The organism is Streptomyces sp. NPDC054840, assembly GCF_053611065.1.
Genome location: NZ_JBSGZP010000159.1, coordinates 1 through 12,468, shown reverse-complemented (window position 1 = coordinate 12,468; position 12,468 = coordinate 1). Strand labels below are relative to the sequence as shown.

Here is a 12,468-nt window from a genome sequence, read left to right as displayed (position 1 = left end):
GTCTCACCGTGGCGCGCGGCGTCGACGGCGAGGATGTCCCGCCTTTCGGGCAGGCTCGCGCCGGCATGGACGTGGACGGATGCCCGATAAATACTCCGCCGCACCGTCCCCTGGGACGAGCCTGGGATGTTGAGCGCGCGGAGCAGCCCCTGCGGGGCCGCGTGCACCAGGTACTCGGCGTCCTCGAGCAGCTCGTCCAAAGCACCGGCCGCGGCGGCGTGGGCGGCGAGGTGGTCGACGATGTACGGTGCGGCAGCCGGCCAGTCTCGGCGCCCGCTGCCCCCGTCAAGGGGCACCTCGGCCAGCAACGCGCTCGTGACCGCCCGTTGCGTCTGCCGCTCGCCCGACCGAGCTCCCCGGGCACGCAACCGGTAGGCCACACCCTCGGGTGTCTGAGTCTCGACCAGGAGTTCGCCCGCCCGGTCCCGGAAGACGCTCACTTCCTGAGCCGTCCACGGGTGACCCGACAGGGCACGTGCCAGGACCACCCACAGGGCAAGTGGCAGACCCGCTCCTTCGGCGAACGCCAACGGCCGCAACAGCGCCGCCTCGTCGTCGGAATCCAGCGTCGGCCCGACGGCCCTTTCGGCGTTCGCCATCGCCACACGCTCCTCGCAGCCCGTTCACGACCCCGTCCCTCCCCGCTGCGGGTGGACGGGTCACCAACCTGGCCACGGATGCTACAGACAGCAACTGACATCCATACGGCCACCCCATCGCCGTCACCGGCAGCGCCGACAGCACGGTGCGGGTCTGGAACCTCGCCACCCGGGCTGTCTGGTGGGGGGCGTTCTGGCGTCCGGGTTCGAGAAGCGACGCGGCCGGCCTTCCGCCGACGCCGAGGGGATGGCGACGCAGACTTCGGCCTCGAAGTATGCGAGCAGGTCGAACTGGGCGGCGTTCGGGCCGTGTCCGTCCAGGGTGCGGAAGAGGTCGTTGTGGTGGGTGATGGTTCGGGGTGTCAGCCGGCCCGTCTCGTCGCCGGGCGGACGGGAGCGCCCCTTCCTCGGCGTGGGCGCATTCACTGGGAAAGCCGGGGGCGATTCTCCTTTCTGAAGTCATGCAGAGTTACATGTCGCGCACGCTGGGCTATTCCAATTTCTTGACATCGTGTCCAATAAAGGGATGCGATGTGCCAAGTTTGCGTAAAGTCGTGCGCCGTCGAGTGGGTGCGAATGGCCTGGACCAATGACTTGAGCAGCTGCAACTAGCTTGCCGCAGGGGCGAATTGATGGTCCATCACATGCTCGCTTCAAGGTAATTGAATTCGCGACATCTTTGCGCGTAGAGTGATGGCGTTCAGAACCCTTGATCTCTCTGGCAGGATTCCCGGCACCCAAACCACTCAAGGAAAGAGGTGTGGTTGTGCGTGGCCGCGGAACCCCTGAAACCCAGCTTCGCCGGCAGTGCAGGGCCATCGAAACGCGCGAATGTGACACTCGGTCAGGCGGTGCCGCCGGGCTGTAGCCGTAGGGGCGGGTGGTCAGCGGCGGAGGGTGGCGTACCGACCGGCTCCCCGACCGCTGAGCGTGCCCAGCGCCACGGTGCCACCACCGGTCCATCGCCGGTGGTGTCTTGTCCACCGCGGCTCACCACGGCTGTGCCAGCGCCGACCCGGCGTCGGGCCTGAGTCATTGGAGGCCAAGGTTGCGGCCGTCGGCCGTGGCCGTGGCGGCCGAGTCGTCAGCCGGGGCCTTTGCTCGGACGAGTGTGGTCGACCTCGTTGCCGTGCACCGATCTCCCAGACTGTGGCAGTCGCGCCGCATTCGCCGTGCAGCAGCGCGCACGCCGAAGCCGTCCTGGGCCGCCGTGATCATCCTGCGCCGTTCCGTTGGTGCCAAACGGTTCGGCTTCCATAAGCGAGCTGACCACTCGTCATTCTGTGGAGCATCGCCCAGGCAGGCGAGTTCCGCGTTCTCAGATCAAGGAGCATGATGCACAAACGCCGCGCGTCCCGCCGTAAGAAAGCGCTGATAGCCGCGATCACGGCCGCACTCTCCGGCGGCCTGCTGTTCGGCTTCAACGCCCTCGCCCAGGCCGATGTGGTCAGCGGCACGGTAATCGGCGGTCAGGGAAACTATCAGACCGTCAACCACCGCGCCAAGCCGTCTCTTTCGGCCCAGGTGAAGGGCTCCTCGAGGGTAGGCGCCAAGGTCCGGATGTCCTGCCGGACGACGGGCGACACGGTGGAGAACAACCCGAGGTGGATCTACACCGGCTCGTACTACATCGCTGATGCCTTCATCAAGGAGAACACCACCCCCCTGCCGGTCTGCGGTTCGACGCCAAACCCCCGACCCATCCCCACGACTGCGAAGACACTGAAGATCGACATGCAGAAGCAGGTCAGGACCCAGTGGTGCTGGGACGCCTCCGGCGTGACCATCGCCAAACACTGGGGCCGCTCCGTCAGCCAGGAGCAGTTCTGCCAACTCGCTGCCCAGGGAACGTGGGTGAACTGCAACAACCAGCCCGCCACGCTGGAGGACATGGCCAACGGCCTGGCCAGGCTGGGACTGAGGAACAGTGGCCACAGCCTGTACCGCAACGCCTCGTTCGGTGAGTCCGTCACCGAGATCGACGCGGGCCGTCCGTTCGCCGTCAGGTTCGGCTGGCGCACCGGCGGCGGTCACATGAACGTCATCTACGGCTACGACAGCGCCACCAACATGATCGCGGTCGGCGACCCGTGGCAGACCACCCAGACCTACACCTGGTGGAACCACTCGACTTACGCGAACAACAACTCGTTCCAGTGGACCCACTCCCGCATCGGCATCCAGGGCTGAGGAGCAGACCGATCATGCAGATCATGCGACACGCCAGGCAGGCGACACCCCGCGCCGCCGTCCTCGCCACGGCCGCACTCGCCGTCGCCCTGTGCGGAATCGTTCCCGCACAGGCTGCGGAGGGCGAGGGCATCGCGGGTTACGAGTCCGCCCGGCAAACCATCCGGAGCAACCAACTCCACGACACCGTCTCCCGCTTCCTGGTCTCGGCCCGACAGCCCCGCAGTGCCCCCGCCGCGGACGGTGGCACCCTCGGCGCCCCCGGGAACGCACCGGCCGCCGTCGCCGCGCCCCCCGGGTTCGATCTCAAGGACCCGGTTCCGATGTTCGAGATCAGCCCCGACTTCGTGACCGGCAAGGCCCAGGCGACCCCGCAGACGGCGCTCCGGCTCTCCTACCTGGCCTCCCGGGTGATCGCCGCCGACGGGAAGCACGCCGCCGTATTGCTCGCGCCCAAGGGGAACCCCGCCACACCGGGGAGCGGCGTGCAGAACGTCGGTGCCGAGGGCTGGCAACTGGCCGGGATCCGGGACGGGGACGCCGAGGTCGGCTTCGCCGAGCGCGGCACTCCTCAGGCCCGTACCTTCACCGAGCCGCAGATCCACGCCTGGTACCGGCTCACTGCCGAAGGCATGGTCGAGCCCCTCAACGAGGAGGCGACCACCGGCCTCCACGGAAAGCGCGGCATCACCCTCGCCGCCTACCAGAAGCTGGTCACCGCCCGCTACGGCGACAAGATGCCCGGTTCGGAGTACGACCGCAAGGGCCTGGCTGGCGGATACGGCGGCCTCGTGGAGGACCAGCCGGAGCAGCCCGCCGCATCCGTGCAGCCTGCCACCGATGAGCCCTGGCAGTCGATGGCCGCCACCGGGCTCGCAGCTGTAGCGACAATCGGCGGCGCGGTGCTGTACGCGCGCCGCAGGAGAGCTGCGACCACCCACTGATCGGAAACGTGAGGCCGGGCCCCTGCCCCGTGCTGAGCCCGACGATTTTCATCGGCGGGCTCAGCAGCTCGGGAGGGCGACCCGGCCCCTGACACGAGGGACGCCCCAGGCTGTGCGGGGCCGATGTCGGCAGGGGCGAAGGGGCTTCGGCACTGGCTCAGCCCGGAGTACGGCGCTATCCATGACGGCTCCGACGCCGTGATCACAGCCCCCGCCGCACGCCAATTCACAACGGATGGGGAGCTACTGCGACCTCCCCTGGAGCATGTGGTCGGGGTCATGCCTGACCCGTACTCCGGTGCCGCTTCGCGTACGACCAGGTCACCGCAGTCATCAGGGCCGGTATGGCGAACAGCGGGGCGAAGACGAAGCCCCAGACGGTCTGTGCCGTACCGCTTGACATGTACGTCTGGCTCGCGACGGTGAAGGCGACCACGACTTGCCACAGTGCCACCACGACCAAGAGAGCGGAGGCGGTCCAGGCCAGCGCGGCGAGGGTCCGGGGGCGCAGCGGCCGCCACCGGTCGCTCACGAGCAGCAGCGGGAACAGGGCGGCCAGCTCACCGATGACCGAGAGGCCCACCACATACGCGACGCCCCACCCCGGGATGTCGAAGACCTCGCGGAGGACCTGGTCGCTGTAGCCGACGTAGACACCGGATGCCATGGCGACGCGCCACAGGCCGGACGGGACGGCGCACAGGGCGATGGCGTGGGCGGCGCGGCGGGCCCAGACGGGCGCGGGGGCAGGAGCGGGGAGCGGGGAGGTCGCTGTCGTCATGACGTACATGCTGGCCGTGGACATGCCAGTCGCACGTCGCCCGCCAGGAGGGCGCGCACCCTGCTCGGGTCCTACCTGAGCCAGGTACGCCCTCCCCCGACAGAGTGAGCTTCCCGTCCCGACCAGCGATTTTCGGCCCAGCCAGGCGCCTGCCGAGCCCTCAGCTGTCACCCTCGTGGCCACCGACCCTCTGGGAGACCGCGTCCTGGAGCGGTTTCATGCGATCCACGAGCTGCTGGAAGTCGGCGGTGCGGCCATCGGACCACTGACCCATGGCGACCACCATGACCCGGCCGTGGCCCGTGAAAGCCTGCACCAGCCCGCTGTCCGCCGACAGGGTCGGCAGACCGGATCCGGGAGGCGGACCCTGCACGGCGACCTGGTAATCGTCGAAGGCCATCGCCAGCTCGGTTACCAACGCCACAGTGTCCTGCGGGTCCTTCATCGTGAAGACGGCCATGTTGAACTGATTGTTCCGGTCATCCTTGTAGAGGGCGATCTGCTCTCCGACACAGCCCGCACTGTCCTCGATCATGGCGGCCAGCCGGGGTCCGACCCCGTCCGGCTCCGTGCACGACTCCATCACGGTCGAGCCCAGCCTGGTGAAGACAGCGCCGGATCCACCCTTGACCTCCGCCGGGAACAGTTCGGCGAGCGGCATCATCGGCCGCGTGTCGCCGGCCGCGGCCACTGTGCCCCGCGACGACGCGGCTGAGGACGCCGTGGTGGGTGTGGACACGGCCGGAGCCGGCGCGGCGTTGCCGTCGCCGGGTGACACTCCGGTGTACTTCAACACGACGAAGGCGGCACCCACAGCCACCAGTGCCAGTGCCAGGTTCAGCGGCCACACCCGCCGGGGCCGCGGCGCGGACCGCAGACTGGGTTCTTCAGCTTCGAACCGCCGGACCAAGTCATTCCACTCATCGTCACCCGAGCCGCTCGGGCCCGTGGGTATCTCGTTGTTGTTCGGCACCCACGAACTCTAGTGATCAGCGCGGGTCAACTGAACAGCCCCAGGTCACAGCCTCATCACTCTGCCGGCCGGCAGGGCTCCAGCGAGGACCGGTACGGCCCCTCCGGACCATCGGAGGCCGACTCTTTCGGAGGCCCGACCGCAGCTACGGGCGGAGCAGCTATGCGTTGGGGGGAGGAACGCATCTCGCTCGGATGGGGACGCGAATCCGGTCTTGTCACCTCGGGTGTTCGGTAGTTCGCCGGCTGTATGAGGCCTGGGGAGCTTGCGGCGGTGCTGGTCCGGTTGGAGGAGTTCGCTTCCGAGGTGTTCGCGCCGCTGGTGCGGCGGGACCGGCCGGAGAAGGGCCAGTTGTATCTGCGGGGCCTGTCCCGGTGAGCCCGAGATGCTGCCCCATCACGCAGGCCCGTCTCGCCCAGGTCCTGCAGACCACGACCCAGTCGGTGAAGAACGGGGAAGCGGGTCGTTCCGAGCCGAGGCCGCCGCGCCGTCAGGCGTATCAGCGGCTGCTGGACGGCTGGGCCGCCCAGTTACTCCGCCAGGCCGAGCGTGCCCGTGCCGCAGCACTGTCCGGCAGGCCCGCACAGGCCTTCCCGTCAGCCGCACCCAGCAGTCCGGCCATTGCCGAGTCCGTGGGTCGTCCGACGTCGACGTCGCGGCGCCCGGCAGCGAAGAAGGCCACGAAAGCCCCACTGCTTCGCCCGCCGATCCCCGGTTACCGCACGGCCCGCTCGCGGTCCTGGATGGCGACGGCTCCGCGTACGGCGTGGACGGGATCGTGCTGGACTGCCCCGCCACCACCGTGGTCGAACTGGTGGAGTGGACGTTGAAGGAGTCCGCCCTCGGTGCTCCGCGCCTCCACCACAACGGCAAGGACTCCGACCCGCTGATCGTGCTCACCGCCTCCGCCGCCGTGAAGCTCGGACTCCCGGAATGACGGGGCCCCGGTGCCACCGGCATGGTGATCGTGAGGGTCGAGCGAGCCTCGTCGGCTTCCGGGGTCCGGCATGGCGGCCGCCATGGCGCGCACGTCGGCCCACGTCGCGCCGGGGCGCTCGCGGTACCCGGCCGTGTCCGGCCGTCTCCCCTGCGGCGCGCAGCATGGGGGTGAGCACCTGGAGGGACTGCGCGGTGAGTCCAGCCCGCTTGCCTGCGGTCGACCAGCGCGACGGCAGCCGGGCGATGCTGCTGCAGGCCTCCCCGACCACGGCAGGAGCGCGGCGGGTGACGGCGGGCGGTGCGGCGCCGCACCCACACAGGGTGCGCCTACGGCGCGGTGACCCGCACCGGTTCCGTGTCTGCCGCGCTGTGCCGCTCGGCCCAGTTCTCCAGGGCCGTGCGGCAGGCGTGGTCGACGTGGTGCAGCCCCGAGAGGTCCAGCTCCACGGGGCGGTCCTGCGGCAGGGCCTCCAGACTGTCGAGGATCTTCGGCAGCCTCAGGAACGTCGCATTGCCCGACAGGTACGCTTGGACCGGGCCGGCACCCTTGTCGATCACCTCCAGCTTGACGTGCGAGGCCTGCCAGGCGGTCTTGGCGACCGACAGGGCCAGACCGATCAGCACGCCCTCGAACATGTTGACGGCGACGATCGCCACGGCCGTGACCACCAAAATCAGCGCCTCACCGCGGTACGCCGTCCACAGCTGCACGACCTGCCGGAACGGGATCAGCTTCCAACCCGCGTGCACGAGGATGCCGGCGAGTGCGGGCAGCGGGATCAGCTCCAGGACGGACGGCAGGAGCGCCGCGAACAGCAGCAGCCACACGCCGTGCAGCACCCGGGAGGCCTTCGTCTTCGCGCCCGCCTGGACGTTGGCCGAGCTGCGCACGATCACGGCGGTCATCGGCAGCGCGCCGAGGAGCCCACACACGGTGTTGCCGGCGCCCTGCGCGATGAGTTCCTTGTCGTACTCGGTGCGCGGCCCGTCGTGCAGCCGGTCCACAGCCGCTGCGCTGAAAAGGCTTTCAGCGGAGGCGATCAACGCGAACGCCAGGACGGTGCCAAGGACGGCAGGCTGGGCCAGCTGAGCGAAGGCGTCGGCCCCCGGCGGCTGGATCGCGCCGAGCAGCCCCTGCACCTCCACCGTGGCGACCGGCAGCCCGAACGCCAGCGAGGCCAGTGTGGCGAGCAGCACCGCCGCGAGCGCGCCCGGCACCGTCCGAGCCCGTTTCGGCATGCGCTTCCACAGCACCATCACCGCGATGGTGGCCGCGCCCACTCCGAGCGAGGCCAGGGCCTCGGTGCTGCCGACCGCGCGGACGAGCGCCTGCGGCAGCCCCGCGATCTTGTCGATGCCGGACGCCGGCGCCTTCAGGCCCGCCGCCGCGTACAGCTGGCCCGCGATGATCACGAGCCCGATGCCGGCCAGCATGCCCTCGACCACCGACACCGAGATGGCCCGGAACCAGCGGCCCAGCCGGAGCGCGCCCATGAGGAGCTGGAGGAGCCCGGCGGCCAACACGATCACACCGAGCGCGGTCAGCCCGAACTGGCGGACGGCCTCGAAGACGAGCACGGTCAGACCGGCGGCCGGCCCGGACACCTGCAGGCTGCTGCCGGGCATCAGTCCCGCGACGATGCCGCCCACGATGCCGGTGACCAGGCCGAGTTCCGCCGGGACGCCGGAGGCGACGGCAACGCCGACGCACAGCGGCAGCGCGACAAGGAAGACGACGAGGGAGGCGGCGAAGTCACGCCTGAGATGGGGAGACCTGATCACAGCGTTCACGGTGCCGCTCACAGAGACTCGAAGGTGTCGGTGCCCGTGCGGTGTTCGAGTACGGCCCCGGTGTGAACCTCGTAGTACCAGCCGCGTACCCGCAGAAGCCCCTCGGCCAGCCCCTTCTCCACGCAGGGGTAGGAACGAAGACGCAGCAGTTGGGCGAGCACGTGGTGCTGCACGGACGCGGCGACCGCCGGGTCGTCCGGGTCGGCCGACACCGGCCGGCTCGCGGCGTACGCGAGCCAGTCCCGCACGGCCGGGACCGGGTCGAGGTCGTCGCCGCGGACCAGCGCGCCGACGGCCCCGCAGTGCGAGTGGCCGCAGACGACGATGTCCTGGACGCCGAGCACTTCCACGGCGTACTCGATGGTGGCGGCCTCGGAGGTGGGCCGCTCGGAGGCGTACGGCGGGACGATGTTGCCCGCGGTGCGCAGCTCGAAGAGCTGACCGGGGGCGGCGCCGGTGATCAGGGCCGGTACGACCCGGGAGCCGGAACAGGTGATGAACAGGACCTCGGGGGACTGGCCTTCGGCGAGCTTGGCGAACTCCTCAGGGCGCTGTCCGAATGTGCGGGCGTTGTCGATGAGGGGCTGCATGCGTGGTCATTCCTCCTGGCGCGCCATGGCAGCGCGTCGGACGGGCAGGACAGAGGCAGGCGCTGCTTCGCTGTCAACAGCGGAAGACCTGGAGCGCCGCCGGGACGTGGCGGTTCTGCGCAGGGGCCTGACGGCCCGTCGAGGCAGTGGTCGCCGTGACCGGTGAGGACGCGCGGCGCCTACCCCGATGACCGGATTCCAGGCTGGACTCAGGCCGTGGCACGTCGGGATCCGTGCGCGTGTGCGAACACCGCCGCACCAGCCGGGAACAGGCGGCGAGCAGGGCGGCGGCGAGGACCGCGACCGCAGTCCCGGCTTTCCCACCTCGCAACATCGACCCCTCCAGCTGAAAAAGACACCTGTTGCACTCACCAAGAACCGGTCAACGGTTGGTCAAGAAACACGGTAACGCGGCAAAGTTGCTTGCGCGGTTAACGCAACGCGTCGGACGGAAGAGAGCCCGAAAGTGCGAGGTTCGTTGGCTCGAACCTGCCCTGTCCCCGCTCGCCGCACGGCACGAGCGGAACGGGAACGTACGCCAGGGCTCCTCGCCTCCGGCGATGTCTGCGTAGGCCCGACCCCGGCAGCAGCCCTCCAGGTGACCACCGCCCTGAGCACCCCGCCGGTGCGCGCCGCTTCGGCGTCCCGGCCGCGACGCCGAGGACTCGGGCATGGGTGGAAGGGCCTCGCCCCCCCCACCGAGGGCTGGGCCGTGCGGGCATCAAGCGCGGTCACCGTGCTGGTGACCACCGCCGCGTGTTTCCCACCCGGGGCTGGGTAGCTGAGGGCCGAGGACTCCCTCCCCACCTCACCTAGTAGATCGGCGGCTACGGCTGCCGCCGGCCAGACTGCCAAGACGCCGGTCCGTACAACGGATCCCGTCTTGGGGTGCGTCCAGCAACGACCCCCACGGCGTCGCCCTGCTCCTGGCACCAGGAGAAGCGGTTGTGCATCCGACCGGGCTGGCGAACCGGCACGCGTCGCTGCACCCATAGCACCGCCAATCAGGGGAACGCGGTGCCAGATGCTGACGCGGGAGAGGGATTCCGCGGGGCGGATTATCGTGAGAGTGGCGGTGTCAGCACCGGGCGTCAACGCCGGCCCCCGCGTTCACACAGGATACCGAACGCTGTGCTGGTGCTGCGGGACGCCGGCCGGCCGCGGCTATGGTCGGGCCAGTCCGCGCCGATAGGGCGTGCGCGGGCGAGGCCCGGTGGCCAGAGCGCTCTGGCGGCAGTAGCGCCGGGCCGCCTCACCCCCACTGCGGCAAGAGGTCCGGCGCGCGCACCGGGCGGAGCGGCCAGGCGATGGCTTCCAGGGTGCGACGGTGGTCGGCCCACCGTCGTCCACGGACCGGATCGGCCGGCATCAGCGGCTCGATCCGGTCCCATATCGCATCAGTGATCACCAATCGAACAGACAAATCCGATCAACTGGCCAACCCCTCAAAGAGACACGCCCAAGGCCGTGACGTCCACCGAGCTCGCCCTATGGCGATTACTTGAACTTCCAGCCGTAGGCGCTCACAACACGCGCGTTGGCGCTGGCGCCTTCATGGTCTGTCCCCATCTTCTTCCACGGAAGCGTGTAGTTCTGGTAGACGCCGGGACTGGTCAGGTACTCGAAAGTGACCGTCACACGCCAGTTGTCCGCGGATCGCCCGCTGCACTTGGCGTAAGCCGTGGAGACCTACGTCGCCGCGTACCGCGACTGTCTGCGCAATACGCCGCCCAGCAACATGCTGACGGAGGCGACCGTGGGCTCCGGTCGGCAACGGGGCGACGCGGATCCCGTCGGTCGGCGGGCAGAGCCGTGAAGGCCGCACACGCACTGGTCCACGAGCTGCTTGCCAAAGGCCACTCACGCCGGGCGACCGCCCGGCACCTGGACTGGGGCCTCAACACCGTGCTCCGGTACGCGACCGCCGCACGCCGGCAGGACACCATCCGCGAGAACCGGCCCCGGCCGAGCGACTGGACCCTACAAGCCCTGCTTGGAGCGGCGATTCGCTGAGGGATGCACCAGCGTCACCCGACTGCATGGCGAGCTGGTTGATGATTTCGCTCCAGTAACTCCTCGCGACGATGGACGGGACAGCCTTCAGTCGCCGGCGCCGCGGGCGCGAGCCCCTGAGCGGGTGCGGCCCGCCGTCTGGGCTCGCTGCGGGTGGCGGCGTACGTACTCGTGCTCCAGCTCGTTCATCCGCTTCGTATGGGTGACCAGGGCGTCGTCGGACCCGTGCAACAGGGTCTCGTGGCGCGTGCGGTGGATGGCCTCCAGCTCCTTGAGCAGCCGGCCCTCCTCCAGATCCTGCGCCGACGGACCGCCGTCGTGCTCCGTCATGGCACATGCACCTCCTCCACCGGGCCGCGGGTTCACAGGTCGCCCTACCTTTCCCCGGCCACTCCATCATGCCCCGCACCACTGGAGAGGGCCTCCGGGGCCGGACGCGGCCCGCGGAAGGTGCGGCGGTAGGCGTGGGAGGGGACGCGGATGGGGCCCGGGTGGACAGCGGCCGGCCGCGGGCCGAGGTCGACGCGGTGATCCCCTTCGAGGAGGCGGCCACGGCCACGCGCTCGGCGAGGGCGGGCCCCGGAGAAAGATCGTCCCGTCCGTGGCCCGGCACGTCGTCGACACCGCCGCTCTGGCGTCCGCCGCACGCCACAGCTGATAGACACTGTCTACTCCCCCTGGTAGACAGTGTCCATGGACCAGGAGAGACCGCTCCGGGAGCGGCTGATCGACGTAGGGGTGGAACTCGTCATGAGCGAGGGCGCCGGCGCTCTCGGGCTTCGGCAGATCGCCCGCCGGGCGGGTGTCTCGCACGGGGCGCCGCGCCGGTACTTCCCCACCCACCAGTCCCTGCTGTCGGCGATCGCCCGGCGCGGTTTCGGGGACCTCGCGGTGCGCATCGCGGAGGCGGCCGGCGTAGCGGAGCTGTCCCCGCGGGAGCGGGTGCGGACGATCGGGTGCGCGTACGTCGGCTACGCACTGGAGCACGCGGGGATGTTCGCGCTGATGTTCCGGCACGACCTGCTGGACAGTACGGGCCAGGGGCCCTCCGAAGGGCCGCGGCTGCGGGAGTCGACACTCCCGATGTTCGATCTCCTCGTCACGCTCGTCCGCCGGTCCGGGGCGACCGAACCCTCCGTCACCGCGGCCGCGTTGTGGGCCAACCTGCACGGCGTGGCGCAGTTGTGGCGCTGGGGCAGCCTGCCGCTGGTCCTCGGCGGCGCGCCGGCCGACGGCGTCGAACGGCTCGTCGGTGCCGCCGTCGACGCGCACCTCGGTCCGGAGCCCGTATGAGGCAGCGCATCTCACTGCTCGTCAGTGTGGCGGGAGCCATGCTCGTCGCGCTGGACGGCACCGTGCTGACGGTGGCCCAGCCGAGCCTGCGGCGCGATCTGGGGGCGAGTGTGGCGCAGGTCCAGTGGACCAGCACCGCCTATCTGCTGGCCGTGGCCGCGTTCCTGGTGGTGGCCGGGCGCCTCGGCGACCGGTACGGGCACCCCCGGCTGCTCTTCGTGGGCGTCCTCGGCTTCGCCGCGGCCTCGGCCGGCATCGTGTTCGCGCCCGGCGTGGGCTGGGTCATCGCGCTGCGCGCCGCGCAGGGCGTGTTCGGCGCGCTGCTGCAGCCCGCGACGCTGGCGCTGCTGCGGCT

Annotated in this window: 10 protein-coding genes and 3 pseudogenes; 5 read left to right on the top strand and 8 right to left on the bottom strand. The window is 70.1% G+C overall.

The annotated features are described in order from the left end of the window. Positions 1-599, bottom strand: a pseudogene (locus ACWGIU_RS14410) (caspase family protein); the annotation flags it as partial. A gap of 1,332 nt (positions 600-1,931) precedes the next feature. Here ACWGIU_RS14410 and ACWGIU_RS14405 point away from each other — a divergent pair. Both ACWGIU_RS14405 and ACWGIU_RS14400 read left to right on the top strand, forming a co-directional pair. Continuing rightward, positions 1,932-2,789, top strand: a complete 858-nt coding sequence (locus ACWGIU_RS14405) for a papain-like cysteine protease family protein (protein WP_453705668.1) — start codon at positions 1,932-1,934, stop codon at positions 2,787-2,789. Between the two features lie 14 nt (positions 2,790-2,803). Further along, positions 2,804-3,733, top strand: a complete 930-nt coding sequence (locus tag ACWGIU_RS14400; protein ID WP_453705666.1) for a hypothetical protein — start codon at positions 2,804-2,806, stop codon at positions 3,731-3,733. A 277-nt stretch (positions 3,734-4,010) separates the two neighbouring features. On the opposite strand, the gene ACWGIU_RS14395 is transcribed toward ACWGIU_RS14400, so the two are convergent. Both ACWGIU_RS14395 and ACWGIU_RS14390 read right to left on the bottom strand, forming a co-directional pair. Further along, positions 4,011-4,523 (bottom strand): hypothetical protein, encoded by a 513-nt coding sequence (locus ACWGIU_RS14395; RefSeq protein WP_453705670.1) that lies wholly within the window; start codon positions 4,521-4,523, stop codon positions 4,011-4,013. 151 nt (positions 4,524-4,674) lie between these two features. Continuing rightward, the gene (locus tag ACWGIU_RS14390) at positions 4,675-5,487 is read right to left on the bottom strand and encodes a hypothetical protein (protein ID WP_453705664.1); all 813 of its coding nucleotides are present in this window, start codon (positions 5,485-5,487) and stop codon (positions 4,675-4,677) included. A gap of 395 nt (positions 5,488-5,882) precedes the next feature. Here ACWGIU_RS14390 and ACWGIU_RS14385 point away from each other — a divergent pair. Then, a pseudogene (locus tag ACWGIU_RS14385) lies at positions 5,883-6,421 on the top strand (telomere-associated protein Tap); the annotation flags it as partial. A gap of 332 nt (positions 6,422-6,753) precedes the next feature. Here the strand turns inward: ACWGIU_RS14385 and ACWGIU_RS14380 are convergent. The 5 genes and pseudogenes from ACWGIU_RS14380 to ACWGIU_RS14360 form a co-directional block, all read right to left on the bottom strand. Then, positions 6,754-8,208 (bottom strand): SulP family inorganic anion transporter, encoded by a 1,455-nt coding sequence (locus ACWGIU_RS14380; protein ID WP_453705663.1) that lies wholly within the window; start codon positions 8,206-8,208, stop codon positions 6,754-6,756. Between the two features lie 17 nt (positions 8,209-8,225). Then, positions 8,226-8,807: a carbonic anhydrase gene (locus ACWGIU_RS14375; RefSeq protein WP_453705661.1), complete on the bottom strand. Its 582-nt coding sequence runs from the start codon at positions 8,805-8,807 to the stop codon at positions 8,226-8,228. A 1,291-nt stretch (positions 8,808-10,098) separates the two neighbouring features. Continuing rightward, positions 10,099-10,230 (bottom strand): annotated as a pseudogene (locus ACWGIU_RS14370) (transposase); the annotation flags it as partial. A gap of 74 nt (positions 10,231-10,304) precedes the next feature. Then, complete coding sequence (locus tag ACWGIU_RS14365; protein ID WP_453705659.1) at positions 10,305-10,445, bottom strand: hypothetical protein; 141 nt, start codon at positions 10,443-10,445, stop codon at positions 10,305-10,307. 462 nt (positions 10,446-10,907) lie between these two features. Next, positions 10,908-11,150, bottom strand: coding sequence for a DUF6158 family protein (locus tag ACWGIU_RS14360; RefSeq protein ID WP_453705657.1), 243 nt, complete (start codon positions 11,148-11,150; stop codon positions 10,908-10,910). 363 nt (positions 11,151-11,513) lie between these two features. Here ACWGIU_RS14360 and ACWGIU_RS14355 point away from each other — a divergent pair, with 363 nt between their 5' ends. After that, complete coding sequence (locus ACWGIU_RS14355) at positions 11,514-12,113, top strand: TetR/AcrR family transcriptional regulator (RefSeq protein ID WP_453705655.1); 600 nt, start codon at positions 11,514-11,516, stop codon at positions 12,111-12,113. Further along, a partial coding sequence (locus tag ACWGIU_RS14350; protein ID WP_453705654.1) for an MFS transporter occupies positions 12,110-12,468 on the top strand: 359 nt, incomplete at its 3' end. The genes ACWGIU_RS14355 and ACWGIU_RS14350, both read left to right, overlap by 4 nt.